At 32.2% G+C, this 18,478-nt stretch carries 16 protein-coding genes; 14 read left to right on the top strand and 2 right to left on the bottom strand.

Annotated features, from left to right (window positions below):
- The first annotated feature begins 62 nt into the window (after nt 1–62).
- The 6 genes from ACO5J6_RS03985 (at nt 63) to pepT (ending at nt 7,019) form a co-directional block, all read left to right on the top strand.
- Nucleotides 63–1,376 carry an MFS transporter gene (locus tag ACO5J6_RS03985; RefSeq protein ID WP_485642209.1) on the top strand — a complete coding sequence of 438 codons (1,314 nt, stop codon included), beginning with the start codon at nt 63–65 and terminating at the stop codon, nt 1,374–1,376.
- 18 nt (nt 1,377–1,394) lie between these two features.
- Complete coding sequence (locus ACO5J6_RS03980; RefSeq protein WP_485642208.1) at nt 1,395–2,204, top strand: transketolase; 810 nt, start codon at nt 1,395–1,397, stop codon at nt 2,202–2,204.
- A 12-nt stretch (nt 2,205–2,216) separates the two neighbouring features.
- On the top strand, nt 2,217–3,143 hold the full coding sequence (locus ACO5J6_RS03975) for a transketolase family protein (protein ID WP_485642207.1): 927 nt from the start codon (nt 2,217–2,219) through the stop codon (nt 3,141–3,143).
- Nucleotides 3,144–3,374: 231 nt separating this feature from the next.
- Nucleotides 3,375–4,361, top strand: coding sequence for a cell division protein FtsX (locus ACO5J6_RS03970; protein WP_485642206.1), 987 nt, complete (start codon nt 3,375–3,377; stop codon nt 4,359–4,361).
- Between the two features lie 9 nt (nt 4,362–4,370).
- A complete protein-coding gene (locus ACO5J6_RS03965) occupies nt 4,371–5,765 on the top strand; it encodes a murein hydrolase activator EnvC family protein (protein WP_485642205.1) in 1,395 nt (464 codons plus the stop codon).
- Between the two features lie 24 nt (nt 5,766–5,789).
- The gene (pepT, locus tag ACO5J6_RS03960; protein WP_485642204.1) at nt 5,790–7,019 is read left to right on the top strand and encodes a peptidase T; all 1,230 of its coding nucleotides are present in this window, start codon (nt 5,790–5,792) and stop codon (nt 7,017–7,019) included.
- Nucleotides 7,020–7,471: 452 nt separating this feature from the next.
- Here the strand turns inward: pepT and ACO5J6_RS03955 are convergent, their stop codons facing one another.
- Complete coding sequence (locus ACO5J6_RS03955; protein WP_485642203.1) at nt 7,472–8,326, bottom strand: YitT family protein; 855 nt, start codon at nt 8,324–8,326, stop codon at nt 7,472–7,474.
- A gap of 623 nt (nt 8,327–8,949) precedes the next feature.
- Between ACO5J6_RS03955 and guaB the strand changes: the two genes are divergently transcribed.
- The 4 genes from guaB (at nt 8,950) to ACO5J6_RS03935 (ending at nt 13,225) form a co-directional block, all read left to right on the top strand.
- Nucleotides 8,950–10,419, top strand: coding sequence for an IMP dehydrogenase (gene guaB, locus ACO5J6_RS03950; RefSeq protein ID WP_485642202.1), 1,470 nt, complete (start codon nt 8,950–8,952; stop codon nt 10,417–10,419).
- 41 nt (nt 10,420–10,460) lie between these two features.
- Nucleotides 10,461–11,057 carry a viral A-type inclusion protein gene (locus ACO5J6_RS03945; RefSeq protein ID WP_485642201.1) on the top strand — a complete coding sequence of 199 codons (597 nt, stop codon included), beginning with the start codon at nt 10,461–10,463 and terminating at the stop codon, nt 11,055–11,057.
- Nucleotides 11,058–11,102: 45 nt separating this feature from the next.
- Nucleotides 11,103–11,813, top strand: a complete 711-nt coding sequence (locus ACO5J6_RS03940; RefSeq protein WP_485642200.1) for a B3/B4 domain-containing protein — start codon at nt 11,103–11,105, stop codon at nt 11,811–11,813.
- Between the two features lie 365 nt (nt 11,814–12,178).
- On the top strand, nt 12,179–13,225 hold the full coding sequence (locus ACO5J6_RS03935) for a 2,3-butanediol dehydrogenase (RefSeq protein WP_485642199.1): 1,047 nt from the start codon (nt 12,179–12,181) through the stop codon (nt 13,223–13,225).
- A gap of 68 nt (nt 13,226–13,293) precedes the next feature.
- Here the strand turns inward: ACO5J6_RS03935 and ACO5J6_RS03930 are convergent, their stop codons facing one another.
- A complete protein-coding gene (locus tag ACO5J6_RS03930; protein ID WP_485642198.1) occupies nt 13,294–14,229 on the bottom strand; it encodes a tRNA dihydrouridine synthase in 936 nt (311 codons plus the stop codon).
- A gap of 138 nt (nt 14,230–14,367) precedes the next feature.
- Here ACO5J6_RS03930 and ACO5J6_RS03925 point away from each other — a divergent pair, with 138 nt between their 5' ends.
- The 4 genes from ACO5J6_RS03925 (at nt 14,368) to ilvD (ending at nt 18,429) form a co-directional block, all read left to right on the top strand.
- On the top strand, nt 14,368–15,009 hold the full coding sequence (locus ACO5J6_RS03925) for a YiaD family glycine zipper/OmpA-like lipoprotein (protein ID WP_485642197.1): 642 nt from the start codon (nt 14,368–14,370) through the stop codon (nt 15,007–15,009).
- 289 nt (nt 15,010–15,298) lie between these two features.
- Complete coding sequence (locus ACO5J6_RS03920; RefSeq protein ID WP_485642196.1) at nt 15,299–16,165, top strand: CPBP family intramembrane glutamic endopeptidase; 867 nt, start codon at nt 15,299–15,301, stop codon at nt 16,163–16,165.
- 251 nt (nt 16,166–16,416) lie between these two features.
- Nucleotides 16,417–16,572 (top strand): LemA family protein, encoded by a 156-nt coding sequence (locus ACO5J6_RS03915; RefSeq protein ID WP_485642195.1) that lies wholly within the window; start codon nt 16,417–16,419, stop codon nt 16,570–16,572.
- A 189-nt stretch (nt 16,573–16,761) separates the two neighbouring features.
- On the top strand, nt 16,762–18,429 hold the full coding sequence (gene ilvD, locus ACO5J6_RS03910; RefSeq protein ID WP_485642194.1) for a dihydroxy-acid dehydratase: 1,668 nt from the start codon (nt 16,762–16,764) through the stop codon (nt 18,427–18,429).
- Nucleotides 18,430–18,478 lie beyond the last annotated feature (49 nt).

Below are 18,478 nucleotides of genomic sequence, written 5' to 3'. Positions count from 1 at the left end.
AATTAGAATACAAATTTAAAAGACGAAAAAATAGAAAAAGAAAGATACGGTGAAAAAATTATATGTCGAGACTGACTAAAAAAACTTACTGGATATACGGAATAGGAGTTTCATACTTTATATTGGATCAACTCTATAATCAATGGTTATCTTATTATTATTTGCCGCCTGCTACAGAAAAGTTTCTGGTACCCCTTTTAAAGCCTGAATATCTTGTAATGGCATATTTATTTGCGAGACTTATAGATGCGATTTCCGATCCTTTAGTGGGATACTGGTCGGATAATTCAAAATCAAAATTTGGGAAAAGGTCTTTTTTTATGATGATAGGCGGACTGCCTCTCGGAATACTTATGATTATGTATTTTTTCCCTCCCAAGGAATCACAGATGTTGACACTCATATACCTGTCAGTGGTAGGAGGTCTATTTTTTACAGCTTACACGTTAGTAGGAGGGCCTTATAATGCTCTAATTCCTGATTTGGCAAGGACGAAAGATGAAAGACTGAACCTGTCTACAGTACAGTCCGCTTTCAGGCTTATATTTACAGGGATAGCATTAATTCTACCAGGATATATGATAAAGATGTTAGGCGGAGAAAATACTGAAATAGGAATAAGAAAAACTGTAATTATACTGACAATATTTGCGATAATAGGTATTTATATATGTGTATTTTTTTTGAAAGAAAAGGAACTGGTTAAAGATAATGAAGTCCATGAAAAGATAGGATTTAAGTCATCTCTGAAGTATCTGATGAAAAAGGAAATAGTGCTTTATTTTGCGGGCTTTTTCTTTTTCTTTAGCGGATTTAACATATTGAGAGGAGTATTGACTTATTATTTAACAATAATAATGGAACTTCCGATAAGTCAGATGACAATAATATCCGCTATATTATTCGGAGTAGCGGGAATTTTATTTCCTGTTACAAATAAATTGGGCAAAAAATATAGTTATAAAAAAATACTGATATTAGATATTGCACTTTTAATATTTGGAACAACGGGATTACTTTTCGTAAATAAAGGATTGGGAAGTATTGCATACATCATGTTCATCATATGCGGCATGGGACTTAGCGGTTCCGCTTTTATTTTTCCGCAGGCTATGTTAAGTGAAATATCCGTAAAACTTTCTGAAAATGAGAAAGTCAGTCTTGAAGGTTTTTTATTCGGAATACAGGGACTGTTTTTAAAGTTGGCTTTTCTTGTACAGCAAATAGTTGTTTCATTAGTGATTACAATAGGGAGCATATCTAATGAAAAAGGTTTGAAAGTCGCTACAGGTTTAGGCGTAAAAAGTACTTTGACAATAGCATTAATACTTTTTGGGATATCATTATTTTTCTACAAATTAAAAAAAGAAGATTAAAATTTTATGGAGGTTTTTATGGAAATTAAAGAGTTGCAAGAAAAAGCGAAAGAGCTTAGAAAAGACATTATTGAAATGATTTACAGGGCTAAATCGGGTCATCCCGGAGGATCCCTTTCGATAGCCGATATTATGGCTGTATTATACTGGAAAGAAATGAATGTAGATCCTCAAAATCCTAAAGATGAAAATAGGGACAGATTTGTATTGAGCAAAGGACATGCAGCTCCCGTTCTTTATGCTTCATTGATAGAAAAAGGTTATGTAAGCAAAGATTTGATACCTACTTTGAGAAAATGGGGGTCTCCTCTGCAAGGACATCCTGATATGAAAAAACTTTCAGGTGTTGAAATGTCGACAGGCTCGCTTGGTCAGGGGCTGTCAGTGGCAAATGGAATGGCTCTGAGTGCAAAGATATATGGTAATGACTACAGAGTTTATACAATATTAGGCGACGGAGAATTGCAGGAAGGTCAAATATGGGAAGCAGCTATGACTGCGGCTCATTACAACCTTGATAATCTTGTTGCGATAGTCGATTACAATAATTTACAGATTGACGGAAAAGTATCGGATGTAATGGGGGTATCTCCTATAGCTGATAAATTTAAGGCATTTAACTGGAATGTCATACAGATTGACGGGCATAATTACGATGAGATAATAAAAGCTCTTGAAGAAGCGAGAACAGTAAAAGGAAAACCTACAGTAATAGTTGCTAAGACTGTAAAAGGAAAAGGTGTGTCATTTATGGAAAATAATGCAGGATTCCACGGTGCGGCTCCTAATGATGAGGAGTATAAAAAAGCAATGGAAGAATTACAATAGGAGGTTATGAATATGGAAAAAAAATCGACAAGACAAGCCTACGGAGAGGCGTTGGTTAAATTAGGAAAAGAAAATAAGGATGTAGTAGTATTGGAGGCAGATTTATCAAAATCTACAATGACAGTATTTTTCAAAAAAGAGTTTCCCGAAAGACATATAAATGTAGGAATAGCAGAGGCAGACCTTATGGGTACGGCGGCAGGATTTGCGACTACGGGCAAAATACCTTTTGCTTCAACTTTTGCACATTTTGCAGCCGGAAGAGCTTTTGACCAAATTAGAAACAGTATCGTGTATCCGAAACTGAATGTGAAAATATGTCCTACTCATGCGGGAATTTCTTTAGGAGAAGACGGAGGTTCACATCAGTCTGTGGAAGATATGGCACTTATGAGATCATTGCCGGGAATGGTAGTATTGTCTCCTGCCGATGCAGTTGAAACTGAAAAAGCTGTAATGGCAGCTGCAAAATATGAGGGACCTGTATATATCAGACTGGGAAGATTGAATATCCCTGTATTGTTTGATGACAGCTATAATTTTGAGATAGGAAAATCTGTAACATTGACTGAAGGAAATGATGTGGCAATCATAGCTACGGGACTTATGGTGTATGAGGCTATGGAAGCTGCAAAACTCCTTGAAAAAGAAGGGATAAAAGCAAGAGTAATAAATATGTCGACTATAAAACCTTTGGATAATGAAGCCGTATTGAAAGCAGCAAAAGAATGTAAATTCATTGTAACAAGTGAAGAACATTCAGTTGTTGGCGGACTGGGAAGTGCAGTTTCGGAATATCTGTCAGAAGTATATCCTGTAAAAGTTATAAAACACGGTATATATGATGTGTTCGGACAAAGTGCCGACGGAGAAACAATGCTGAATAATTATAAACTAAGGGCAAAAGATATAGCAGAAATAGTATTGAAAAACAGATAATTTACAGATGATATAAGTAAGAACAGATAAATAGAATAAATAATATGAAATAATATTTTGACTAATTATATAATAGGTGGTAACATAATATTATATAATAATATAACATAGTGCAATTAACACAATGTAATATTGTAATCTGTAAAATACATAAAAGAATAAAACGTATAATGGAATAAGAAAAATATAGAGAAAAATAGTTGTATTAATAAATAATGGAGGTAGTAACAAATGTTTAGTCCTATTCAAGAAACTTTTAAAAATATAAGTAAGGAGAAAGGCTTGTTTTTTTCATCATTAATTTCTTTAATAACAATATTCGTATTATTGGATACATTTATTTTTGGTGTATTTAATCTGAATGATTTTAAAGCAAAAATGGAAAATTCAAATCAGGCAATAGTCTATGTAAGAGCAATGACCGAAAATGAAATTTCAGCATTTCAAGGGAAACTTATAAAAATAAAAGGTATCCAGTCAATAAAATTTGCTTCCAAGGAAAGTGCTTTGGAATTACTTGAAGATGAATTGAAAGTGGACTTGTCCGAAGAGGAAAACCCATTACAGGACAGTTTTTACATATTTATCAGTAAAGATGCAAATGTAAATCTTTTAAAAGAAGAACTGCTTAAAAATCCTGAAGTAACTGAACTGGATATGAGAACTCAGACAATCGAAAAAACAAATAAATTTAGTAAAAGTCTTGACACGCTTATATTATTCGGAGGTATAGGTTCAATAGTTATAGCATCAATACTGATAATGAATATTACAAGTTTTGGAGTAAAATTGAGAAGAAAGGAAATAAGAGATATGGTAGCTACGGGAGTGTCAGGTGCAGCTATCAAGTTTACTTATTTTCTTGAAGGAATAATATTGATTGTACTTTCGTCCATAGCAGGTTTCCTGGTTTTCTGGAAACTTCAGAAATTTATCGTCGAAGGTATCAATATATTACATTCGGGAATTATAGGTAATTCCACACCGAAAGAATTATGGGGAATTTATCTTATCTCATTATTAGTAGGAGTTATAATAACACTTTTCTCAAACTTTATAGGGTTACACGGATATTACAGAATAAAAGATACAAATAATAAAAATGGCGGAAATAGTGGAAATGACAAAAAAGAAAAAAAAGATAATGATAAAAAAGATGAGACAACCTTAAATGTAAAATCTTTTTTCAATAATAAAACCGGAGATGAGAAAAAATAAGGAGTAAAGATGAAAAAGAATATATTAAAAGTTTCATTATTTATTTGTACGATATTTCTGATTTTTGCGGACCAAATAGAGGAAAATAAGAAAAGAATACAACAGATTGACAATCAGGTTGATCAGAATAATCAAAAAATCAATAAAAATAAGACTGAAATCTCAAAATATAAGAATACTGAAAATGCGACTTTAACTCAAGTAAAAAAACTTGATAAAGATATTGCAAGATTACAAGCTGAATACAACGCAGCTGAAAGAAAATATACTGAAATATTGAGACAAATAGGAGTAAACAACGAAAATATCAGAAAAAATATTTCTGAAATAAACAGAGATACTGAAATAATAAATGTAAACAAGGAAGACCTTTACAAGAAAATAAAAACGTGGGATAAAATCAGAAGAAACAGAGATATGGCAGCAGCCGTAGGGACTTCCAATTCGGCACAACAGACAAAAATGACCCATGACCTGAAAATACTTTTAAATAAACAGACAGACTATATTCAGGGTGTAGAGGACTCTAAAAAAGGTGTGGAAAGTAAGAAGCAGAGGGAAGAAGGTATAAAAGCCAGAAATCAGGCTGAAGCTTCGAAAGTGAACGCAGCGAGAGCAGAACTTGAAAGTAAAAATAGACAACTGAATGCGGCTAAAAAAGAAAAAAATGTCTTAATAGCCCAACTTAGAGGAAAGCAAAAAGTTCTTAATACTGAAAATAGAAAAATACAGACTAATAATAATCAGTTAATTTCAGAAAAGAAAAGACTGAATGCACAGATACAGGCTATTATCCAGAGAGCAATCAGAGAAAGAGAACTGGCAATGCAGAGAGCTGCCGAAGAAAAGAGAAAACAGGAGGAAGCTGAAAGAATTAGAAGGGATGCCGAAGCACAGAAAAAAGCAAATTCTGAAAGACAGAATGATGACCTTGCAGGACAGAAAACTACTCCTCCAAAAACAACTGCAAGTAATAAAACAAATACGGGATCGACATCTACTTCCAAAACGCCGGCAGTTCAGGTACCTAAAGGAACCGGAAATCTCATGATGCCTATCAAAGGCTCCATAGTCGTAGGCTACGGACAGGAGAAAGTGGCAGGATTGAAAAGTAACGGTATTGAGATAAGAGGTTCGGCAGGACAGGCAGTAAAAGCTGCTGACAGTGGTGTGGTAATATATGCAGGTTCATTGAATAATCTGGGAGGAGTTGTCATAATAGATCATGGGGGACTCGTAACAGTTTACGGAAATTTGGCAGGAGTATCAGTATCTAAAGGTACAAAAGTAAATAAAGGTCAAACTATAGGTTCTTTAGGAAGAGACCAGACTACTCATCAGCCTAATCTTTACTTTGAAACTCGTAGAGGAGTAAATATAGTAAATCCAATGGGTTATCTATAAAATAAAAGAAAGAAGGGAATAACAATGTATGATACTTTGAAAGAAAGATTTTTAAGATATGTAAAATTTGAAACAAGATCCGATGAAAAAAGTGAGACTATACCGTCTACACCTTCACAGACTGAGTTTGCGAAATTGTTGAAAAAAGAACTGGAAGAAATAGGACTTGAAAACGTATATATAAACGATTTCTGTTTTGTAAATGGTACATTACCCTCAAATATCGATAAAAAAGTTCCTGTAGTGGGATTTTTGGCTCATATGGATACAGCGGATTTCAATGCTGTAAATGTAAATCCTCAAATTATAGAAAACTATGACGGAAAAGATATAATATTAAATAAGGAATTAGGAATTACAATGTCTGTGGAAGATTTTCCCGACCTGAAAAAATATATTTCACAGACGGTAATTACTACAGACGGGACGACTTTACTCGGAGCCGATGATAAATCGGGTATCGTAGAAATAATGGAAGCGATGAAATATCTTGTAAATCATCCTGAAATAAAACACGGAACAGTGAAAGTGGCTTTTGGACCTGATGAAGAAATAGGAAGAGGAGCAGATAATTTTAACGTAGAAGAATTTGGTGCCGATTTTGCTTATACAATGGACGGAGGACCTGTTGGAGAGCTTGAATATGAAAGCTTTAATGCGGCATCGGCAGTTTATAAAATAAAAGGGAAAAGTGTACACCCCGGAACAGCCAAAGGAAAAATGAAAAATGCAAGTTTGATAGCAATTGATTTAGCTTCTATGTTTCCTGAAGATGAAGTTCCTGAAAAAACCGAAGGGTATGAAGGTTTTTATCTCTTAGACGGAATAACTTCCAATTGCGAAGATGCGGAACTGACTTATATTTTAAGAGACCATGATAAGAAGAAATTTGAAGATAAAAAAGAATTTGCAAGGAAAGTGGCAGAAAAGATAAATAAAAAATACGGTCAAAATACTGTGGAAGTCATTATCAAAGACCAGTATTACAATATGGGAGATATTATCAAAGACCATATGTATGTCGTGGATATTGCAAGAGAAGCATTGGAAAATCTGAATATTAAACCTATTATAAAACCTATAAGAGGAGGTACTGACGGCTCCATAATCTCCTTTATGGGACTTCCGACACCTAATATATTTGCAGGAGGGGAAAATTTCCACGGGAAATACGAGTTTGTGGCACTTGAAAGTATGGTGAAAGCTACCGATACGATTATAGAAATAGTAAAACTGACTGCTGAAAAAAATTAATTGAATTAGAAATATAATTCAGGAAAAATTAACTTGAAAGAAATTAAAGAACAGAAATATAACGGAATGAAATACAATCGAAATAAAAAGGAAATACAGAAATAAAAAAAGTTTTAATAAAAAAATCAATAATAAAAACATTTTTCTGAAATTGTTTTAAATTTTACGAACATAAGACATAAAATAAATTATGGAAAAAATAGACTGTCTAAGTAATAGTGAGTTTTCATTTTTTCAATAACAAATAATTGTTTTTTATAAGTAAAATTCTTAGAATAAAAGAAAGATGTTTTTATTATAACTGCAAGTTTTAACTTTATAATTTCTAATTTTGACAAATTTAAAAAAATTAGACTATTTCCACTTAATTATTAAATTTTAATTTTATAATTTGAATTTTGAAATCATTTTACAGTAACTTCAAAAATAATTCTTAAATTATTCCAATTTAATTATTTTAACGGGTCAAAGCCTAATCCAAACACTTTTGTAGTTTCAGTAACTGTTACAAAAGCAGTGGGGTCATTGACTTTTAAAAATTTTCTAAGATGAATGAACTGTCTTCTGTCGAGTATCGTCATCAACACATCTCTTGAAACTCCCGAATAGCCCCCTTTTCCGCTGAATACGGTACACCCTCTGTTAAAATCTCTCAAAATATATTCTACAATAATTTCTTTATTTTCAGTAACTATGAAAATCTGTTTTCTCGAATTGAACCCGTCTATAAATTTATCGACCATATATCCTGATATATACACACTCAACAAACCGAAAAGAGCAAGCTCCACTCCAAAAGCAAACATAGCCAGAACAGTAACAAATGCATCGGCTATAAAATTAGACATTCCAAGCCGCAAACCAAAATATTTGTTTATTATTTTTCCAATAATGGACGTACCTCCTGTGGAAGCATCATAAGTAAAGACTATTGTTGAGCCTAATGCCCCGAATACACTCCCGAAAATAGTGGCAAGAGTCAAATTATTTGTCAAGGAATGATGAGGGAAAAATTTTTCAAAAATTAGAAGTACGACTGACAAAAGGATAGCAGCATAAATACTTTTTATTCCAAAATTACCGCTAATAAGCATAAATCCAAGCGTAAATAGTATAATATTTCCTATAGTTACAATAAGACTGTTCGATATTCCAAAAATATGATTTATAATCAAGGCAAATCCAGTAATTCCACCGCTGGCTATTTTATTAGGGAATAAAAAAAAATGAAGCCCGAAAGAAAGCAGAATAACTCCAATTCCTATAAATAAATATTCTTTAAAAACCTTAAAAAATTTCTTATCCATAAATTTATTAACTCCTGTTATTTATTATAATATTCTGATATAGTATTATATTGATTTAAGCCTTTAATGTCAAGGAAATTTTTCGAAATTTATGATAAAAAATTGATAAAATATAAATAAAACAAAAAAAATGAAAAATAGAATTGGAATATTGAAAAAATAATATATAGCATGTAGATAATAGATATTGTTATAACATTGGAAAAAATTAAGAAAAATCCGCTAAAAAATAGTGTATAAATAATAGTATATAAATAATATATAGACTTATAGACTGAAAAAAGCAGGAAAAAATTATAAAAATAAGATACAAAATAAGAAAAGCAGAATATGAAATGAAAAAATAGAGAAAAATTATAAAATTAGAATTATAGAATTATAAAATAAGATACAAAATAAGAAAAGTAGAATATGAAATGAAAAAATAGAGAAAAATTATAAAATTAGAATTATAAAATAAGATATGGAATAAAAAATGAGATAAAGATAGAAAAAAATTATAAAAACAGGAAATAAAATTTTTGTATTTTCCGTATTATTTATGCTATAATACTATAATATATAGTATAACAGTACCCGAAATAAGAAAATACAGACAGAAAAATTAGAAGGAGGAAAATAAAATGGGTCAAAAATCTAAAGTAGTAATGGACGGATTAACTTTCGATGATGTTCTGTTAATTCCTCAGGCGTCGGATGTTTTACCTCATGAAGTGTCTCTAAAAACTAAAGTTACAAAAAAACTGGAACTAAATATTCCGATTATGAGTGCGGCTATGGATACGGTAACTGAATCCCAACTGGCTATTGCCATTGCCAGAGAAGGTGGAATAGGCTTTATTCATAAAAATATGACAATCGAAAGACAGGCGGATGAAGTCGAAAAAGTAAAAAGATATGAAAGCGGAATGATAACAAATCCTGTAACTTTAGAGGAACATTCAATATTACAGGAAGCAAATAATTTGATGAGAACTTATAAAATTTCTGGATTGCCTGTCATTGATAAGAAAGGTAATCTGAAAGGGATTATTACTAACAGGGACTTGAAATACAGAGAAGATTTGTCATTAAAAGTGGAAGAAGTGATGACAAAAGAAAATCTCATAACTGCTCCTGTAGGTACTACTCTTGACGAAGCAAAAGCGATTCTGCTTGAACATAGAATTGAAAAATTGCCTATTGTTCAGGGGAAAAAGCTCAAAGGTCTGATAACTATAAAAGATATAGATAATAAAATAAACTATCCTAATGCGTGTAAAGATACTCATGGAAGATTGAGAGTAGGGGCTGCTGTAGGAATAGGAAGTGATACTCTGAAAAGAGTAGAAGCACTGATAGAAGCAGGGGTAGATATAATTACTGTAGACTCGGCTCATGGACATTCTAAAGGAGTGGTAAATAAAATAAAAGAGATAAGAAAAGCTTTTCCCGATTTGGATTTGATTGGCGGAAATATAGTAACCAAAGAAGCTGCCCTTGACCTTATAAAAGCAGGAGTAAATGCTGTAAAAGTAGGCGTAGGACCGGGATCAATATGTACTACAAGGGTAGTATCAGGGGTAGGGGTTCCCCAAATAAGTGCTATACTTGAAATAGCAGAAGTCTGTGAAAAAAAATCTATAGGACTTATAGCCGACGGTGGAATAAAACTGTCAGGAGATATAGTAAAAGCAATAGCGGCAGGAGCCGACTGCGTAATGCTCGGAGGACTTCTGGCGGGAACAAATGAAGCACCTGGAGAAGAAATAATCTATAACGGAAGAAAATTTAAAACATATGCGGGAATGGGTTCTCTCGCAGCAATGAAAAGAGGAAGCAGCGACAGATATTTTCAGCTGGAGTCTGCAACTGAAAAACTGGTTCCTGAAGGGATTGAATCAATGGTGCCTTTTAAGGGAGCGCTAAAAGATACGATTTATCAATTGTGTGGTGGACTAAGGTCAGGAATGGGTTATTGCGGAACACCTACTATAGAAAAACTGAAAGAAGACGGAAAATTTGTAAAAATAACAAATGCAGGATTGAAAGAAAGTCATCCTCATGACGTCATTATTACAAAAGAAGCACCTAATTACAATACTTCAAACTAATCGGAATTATTAAAAGAAAAACTATTGAAAGAGGAATTATAATGAAGAATACTAAAAATTTAAGAAAGATATTATTTTTAGCAATATTGATTTTAAGTATCGGAAATTTATCATATTCTTATGAGGATTATTATAACAAAGTCTATATTGTAAAAATTTCTAAAAAAGATATATTTAAGGCAGTAAATGCAAATCAAAAACAGCAGAAAAAATTATCGGAAATATTTGATAATTACCAGAGAAAAGCGGAAAAAATAGAAAAACAGTTGAAATCTTTTGAAGGGAAAAAAGAACAGATAGGAAAAATAGAAAAGGAAAGATATATGAAAGTTGCGGAAGTTTTATCTTTTGAGCAATTAACAGCTTTTAATAAATATATAAATGGAAAAAAATTAGAATTTGAAGAAAAAAATGACAAGATTAAAAATCTGCTGGATAATTTAAATCTGACAAATGAACAGAAATCCGAAATCCTGAAGCAGGATAGGGACTTTAAGAGGGAAGTCAATAAACTGAAAGATGAACGTCTGTCTGAAAGTGATTTTGTATCCCGATATGACAGTTTAAAAAATGTCAGAAATGAAAAAATACGGGAAGTCTTGAATGAAGAACAGAGAAAGGTTGTAGACAGCTATTAAATTTTTTGGAAAGGAGAAGGGCTTTTTACAGGTCTTGATAAAATTATGAGTAAATTTATTGTAGATAAGTCTTTTTGGGAAATTTTCCCTGAAGCAAATGTGGGCGTACTGCTGCTTGATAACGTCGATAATTCGGGAGCATCTTCTGAAAATGTAATAAAACTTTTAAAAGAAAGTAACGAAGAAGCCAAAAAACATCTTACAGAAGCTCAGTTAAGCCAAAATCCGGCTATTTCAGTTTGGAGGGAAGCATACCAGAAATTTAAAACTAAAAAAGGAGTTCGTTCCAGTATTGAAGCACTATTAAAAAGGGTGGAAAAAGGAGCGGGAATTTCTACTATCAGTCCTTTAGTCGATATTTATAATTCTGCTTCGCTAAAATATGGACTGCCTGTAGGTGCTGAAGATATAGAAACTTTTGAAGGGAACCTTGTACTTGGAGTAACTGCGGGAAATGATGAATTTTACGCCCTTGGAGATACTGAAAATTCTCCTACTCTGGACGGGGAAGTATGTTACAGAGATGATAAGGGAGCTGTATGTCGTTGTTTTAACTGGAGAGACGGTCAAAGAACAATGATTACCGAAAATACAAAGAAAGCTTTTGTAGTAATAGAATATGTGAACTCTGAAAGAAATGAAGATATTGAAAAGGCACTGAAAATGATAGCTGAATATTCGGAAAAGGAACTTGGAGCAAAAATAGCAGCATTAAAGCTGTTGACTAAAAACGAAGATACTATAGAACTGATTTAAAATTTCTGATGAAGTTTGATAAAACTTGACAAAAATAATAAAAATAAAAAAATGAGGATTTTACATAAAATATTACATAAAATATTACAGAAACGGAATAAATATAAAGTTTAAAATATCGTATTGAAGAAGGAAAAATAAAACTTCAAAAAAAGGTTCTATAAGAAAATTAGTACTAAAAACATTTAAAATTTAATCACGAAAATTTAGTAACAGTAATAATTCAGCCAATTTTAAAGAATTAATACCAAATTATATAAAACAGCATATCAAAATGAAAAAAGTAATTTGATTTTAAATATTGAAACTTGGAAAAATCAAGGTATAATATATTAATAAATAAATTTTGAATGGAGGAATACAAAATGTCAAAAATGAAAGCTGCAAGATGGTACAAACAGAAAGATGTACGTGTTGAAGAAGTGGAAATTCCTAAAGTGGGAGAACAGCAAATTAAAATTGCCGTAAAATATTGCGGAATTTGCGGAAGTGATTTGCACGAATATTTAGGAGGACCTATTTTTATTCCTGTAGGAACTCCACATCCTTATACTAAAGAAGTGGCACCTATAACTATGGGACATGAATTTAGTGGAGAAGTTGTAGAAACAGGAGCAGGTATTACAAAATTCAAAGTAGGAGACCGTGTAACCGTAGAGCCGATTGTTGCTAAGGACGGATTGAAAGGTAAATATAATTTAGATCCTAACCTTACATTTATCGGACTTGGAGGCGGAGGAGGAGGATTTTCCGAATTCGTGGTAGTTAATGAAGACCAGGCGCATAAACTTCCTGATAATATAGACTATGAACAGGGAGCATTGACTGAGCCGGCAGCAGTTGCTTTGTATGCAGTACGTCAAAGTAAATTTAGAGCAGGAGATAAAGTGGCAGTATTCGGATGCGGTCCTATAGGACTTTTAATCGTAGACGCATTAAGAGCAGGAGGAGCAACAGAAATTTACGCCGTGGAACTTTCTCCTGAAAGACAGGAAAAAGCTAAAAAATTGGGTGCAATAATTGTAGATCCTTCAAAAGTTGATGCAGTAAAAGAAATAAGAGAAAAAACAAATGGCGGAGTAGACGTTTCTTATGAAGTTACAGGAGTGCCTAAAGTATTGCAGCAGGCTTTAGAAGTACCTCAAAAAGACGGAGAATTAATGGTTGTAAGTATATGGGAAACTACAGCTCCTATACATCCTAATGAAATTGTAATTCAGGAAAAAACAGTGAAAGGAGTTATCGCTTATCGTGATGTATTCCCTAATGTATTACAGTTGATGGGTCAAGGATATTTCTCAAAAGACTTGCTTGTAACAAAACATATTAAAGTAGACGATATAGTAAACGAAGGATTTGAGGCTTTAGTTAAAGAAAAAAGTCAAGTTAAAATCCTCGTGTCTCCCAAATAGAGATTGAAGCATAATTTGGAATACAAAAAAATAGGGCTGTTCTTTTTTGAAACAGTCCTATTTATATTTTAAAGTTCGGAGATACTTATGATTTTTTTCTTTATATTTTTTTCGATAATAATTTCTTTCAATTTCTTTCTGAAGCTTTCCGTCATAAAATTTTTAAAATAAGGCTGGAGAAATTTATTTATCTCAAGGGCGGCTACTATTTCTCCTTTATTTTCTATTAAATGAGAAATATGTTCAAGTATAGTATTTTTTACGGTTTTAAAATCAGGAAAAGTAGTTATTTTACCGCCGTTGAGAGTTTCTCTTATTTGAGAAATAAGCCATGGATTTCCGATAATCCCTCGAGATAGCATAATACCGTCGAGATTTGATTTTTTCATAAAAAAAATAACCGTTTCAGTATCAAATAAATCTCCATTGCCTATAAAATCCGTGTTTCTGGGGCGATGACTAAGCTTAGAAATTTTATCCCAGTCGGCATTGCCTGTATAAAGCTGTTCTCTCGTCCTTCCATGGATACAGATAAAATCAAGATGATATTTTCCTGCTAAATCAATATACAGTTCAGGAGAGGAAAAATCTCTGTATCCGATACGAATTTTAATTGACAGTTTTGTTTTACTATTTAATTTATTTTTCAGTTCATTCAGCAAATCATCAATAAAATCGACTTGAGGCAATAATGCCGAACCTGCTCCGTTTTTTATAATCTTAGTTTGAGGGCAACCCATATTCAGATTGATGTTTTTAAAACCCATATCTTCCAGTTTAAGAAAAGCGGTTATAATCTCATTTTTATCACTGCCGAATACTTGAACTCCTTCATTTGTTTTATCATCACATTTTAAAAGCTCTTTTTCCGTAGTTTTATCATTTTCATTTAACAGATGAGCGTTTATCATTTCTGTAAAAATAAGGTCAGGATTGAATTTTTTCAATATTTTTCTATAGGAGTAATCCGTGTATCCTGCCATAGGAGATGTATATATTTTCATTTTTATATTTTTCCTTTCATTAGCTTTATATCACAAATTGTTTTCAAAGTCAAATCAAATAAGAATAATCCGTTTTATCTTATATAATCATCTTGAATAAGAGGAATAAACTTAAAAATGACATAGGAGGGAAAAATAATGAAAAAAATATTAGCATTATTAATGATGACTTTATTAGCTATTTCATGTACAACAGCACCTGACGGTACGAAAAAAGTAAGTAAAACAGGAATAGGAGCAGGAATTGGAGCTGCTGCCGGTGCGGTAATAGGACAAGCAATAGGAAAAGATACTAAAGGAACACTTATAGGAACAGCAGGAGGAGCAGCAGTAGGAGCTGTAATCGGTAATATTTTCGATAGACAGGAAAAAGAACTGAAAAATAAACTGGACGGTTCAGGAGTAAAAGTAGAAAGAACAGGAGAAGGGGAAATCAAACTTACTGCACCTGAAAATATTACATTTGATACAAACAGCAGCGTAATAAAATCAAGATTTACAGGTTCGCTTAATTCAGTAGCTGACGTGTTGAAAAAATATCCTGATTCAAATATAGTAGTTTCAGGGCATACTGACAGTACAGGTAATGATTCTATAAATAATCCTCTCTCGGTAAACAGAGCAGCAGCGGTAAAAGCTTACTTAGTAGGAGCGGGAGTTGCAGGTTCGAGAGTAACTTCAGTAGGATATGGAAGTAAACAGCCTGTTGCAAGTAATTCCACAGCAAACGGAAGAGCTCAAAACAGAAGAGTTGAAATAAAAATAGTTGCAAAGCAGTAATAAAAATTATATTTTAATAATAACAATACAAAATTTGAGAAATTAAATTCCCCTAATCATAACTGATTTTTAATTGTAATTAATTATTGTATTATTATGATAAAATAAAGCCGTATTTAGCATTACAATAATAATAGAATATAAAAAACAGTCAAATTTTTTAAAAGAAATATTGACTGTTTTTGTTTTTTGATATATTATTGGGATGAAAATAACAAACGATAATTTGTTAAAAATAAAAAAATATTAGAACAAAGATATATATGAAAAAAAGGGGTTGAAAAGTGGAATGAAAAAGATAGTTAATATTTCTATGTTTTTGATTACAATAGATTTTTTAAGAGTTATAGTTGGATTTGTAATAGAGAAAATGACAGGTTCTTCAGATAAGATTACTTTAGCTATAATTTATAGATCAACGGCATATATATTAGATATTCCAATGATTTATTATTTTATAAGGAATAATAAAAAGAAAAAATATTTTGTAACTAAAGAAAAAATGAATATAGGAAGTTTTATTGGATGTTTTGCACTAATGGCGTTAATTACGGCAATAATAGGTATAGTATTTTTTGTATTTAAATTAAAAATAGAAAGTAACGACAATAGTATTTTACCTGATTATCCTACACTTTATGTTAATATGACTTTGTTTTCAACCATAATAATAGCACCTATTATAGAAGAGATGATATTTCGTGGCGTAATAATGAATGATTTAAAAGAGTATGGGTATAAAACTGCAATAATAATAAACTCAGTATTATTTGGTTTGGCACATACAGAGATAGAAAAAGTTATAATAACAATTTTTTTAGGAATAATTTTTTCCTATGTTGCATATAGATATTCGTTAAGATATTCTGTTTTATTGCATATGGTGTGGAATTTGAATTCCAGTATGGGAAGTATATTCTATTATAATAAAATGCCTGATGAAATGATAATATGGTTTGTAGCTGTTTTATCATTAGCGTTAATTGTAATTTCTATTTTTGGAATAATAAAAAAGAAATATATTATGATATTTTCCATATTCAGATTGAGCATAGAAGATAAAAAAAATATGACTTTATTCTTAAAGAATAATGCTATATTTCTTATTATGATATTAGTAATCTTTCTTACTAATTTCTATTTGTGGTATTTATAAATTGTGTGTGTCAGAATAAAAAAGGAAAGATTTAAAGAAAATAAAATAGATTGTGAATAGAATAGACTATAAATTTTTAAAAAACATAATGATTTTTTGAAAATTGAAAATAAAAGAAAATAATAATAAATCAAATTATTTATTTATAATATATATCTATAATATAAAAAACCTATATTTTACATTAATATTTATTTCTGATAGAATAATTTTGTAAAAAATAAAGTAAATTACAAAGTAAGGAGAGAAGAATGTTTTTAACATCAATTTTAGTCATATTATTACTGATAATTATTATTCAAATTCTAGGACTCATAGTCGTGAAAAAATTACAATTTTCAGCCTTGAAAGTTTCCGAGAATGATTTTGAAATGAAATCGGTAATAAAGAAAAAAGACTACTATTAAAAGATGTTAATGAGATAAAACCGAAAAAGTAATTTATAAATTACAAGCATAATTTCAACAAATTCTTGGAAAGTATAAAAATCTTAGTATAAAACTTTTAAGGCGATTTGAATAAGTCGCCTTTTGTTTTAGAAAAACCTTGTTTAAAAAATAAAAAATTACATAAAAATTTTTAGGAGAGTGAAATCAATGTCAAGAAGTAACAATTTAACTAAAGGAGCAGCAAGAGCTCCACACAGGTCGCTGTTGAAAGGGCTCGGATTTACGAGTGATGAAATGGAAAAACCTCTGATAGGTATAGCCAATTCATTTAATGAGATAATACCCGGGCATATTCATCTGAAAACACTGGTTCAGTATGTGAAAGACGGCATAAGAAATGCAGGAGGCGTACCTATGGAATTTAATACTATAGGTATATGCGACGGACTTGCGATGAACCATATAGGAATGAAATATTCCCTTGTAACGAGAAATATAATAGCAGACTCTATAGAAGCAACTGCAATGGCAACACCTTTTGACGCAATAGTATTTATGCCTAACTGTGATAAAGTAGTACCGGGAATGCTTATAGCAGCTGCGAGGCTCAATATACCGTCATTGTTTGTAAGTGGAGGAGCAATGCTGGCAGGAGTGTATAAAGGCAAGAAAGTCGGTTTGAGCAATGTTTTTGAAGCTGTAGGAGAATATGAGGCAGGGCTTATAACAAGAAAAGAATTGAATATAGTCGAAGATATGGCATGCCCTACGTGCGGGTCGTGTTCAGGAATGTATACTGCAAATACTATGAACTGTCTGACAGAGGCACTTGGAATGGGACTTCCCGGAAATGGGACGGTACCTGCGGTGTTTTCTGAAAGACTGAGACTGGCAAAAAAAGCGGGAATGCAGATAGTTCAAGTGTTGAAAAAGGATTTAAGACCTAAAGATATAATGACAAAGGAAGCATTTGAAAATGCAGTTGCAATGGATATGGCTCTTGGAGGGTCATCAAATACGGCATTACATCTTCCTGCGATAGCTCATGAAGCGGGAGTAAAACTGACACTTGATGATTTTAATGAAATAGCTAAGAAAACTCCACAGCTATGCAAACTCTCACCGTCAGGAGAATACTTTATAGAGGACCTTTACAGAGCGGGAGGAGTTACAGGAGTAATGAAAAGAATGCTCGAAAACGGGAGACTTCATGCAGATGCTAAAACGGTAGCATTACAGACACAGGGAGAACTCGCAAAAGAAGCCTTTATAAATGATGATGATGTAATAAGGCCGTGGGACAATCCTGCTTATGAAACAGGAGGAATAGCCGTACTTAAAGGAAATCTTGCAGTAGACGGAAGTGTAGTAAAAGAGGGTGCAGTTGATAGGGAAATGCTTGTTCATTCGGGACCTGCCAAAGTTTTCGATTGCGAGGAAGACGCTGTAGAAGCTATAAAAACAGGAAAGATAGTGGCAGGAGATGTAGTAGTCATAAGATATGAAGGTCCCAAAGGAGGACCGGGCATGAGAGAAATGCTGGCACCTACTGCGATGATAGCCGGAATGGGACTTGATAAGGACGTAGCCCTTATCACTGACGGAAGATTTTCAGGAGCTACAAGGGGAGCTTCCATAGGACATGTGTCGCCTGAAGCTGCTTCGGGAGGAACAATAGGAATAGTACAGGACGGAGATATAATAGAAATAGACATACCCGCAAGAAAACTGAATGTAAAGCTGTCAGATGAAGAAATAGCAAGAAGAAAATCCGAACTGAAACCTTATAAACCAAATTTAAAAGGTTATTTGAGAAAATACGCAATGCACGTATCATCAGCGGCTGAAGGTGCAATAGAAGTATTTGAAGATTAAGCCGATAAATTTAAAAATAGAAGTATATCTAATATATATGCATATAAGA

The organism is Pseudoleptotrichia sp. (genome assembly GCF_057270515.1).
Note: the sequence above shows the minus strand (reverse complement) of the source record. Positions and strands in the feature narration are given on the sequence as shown.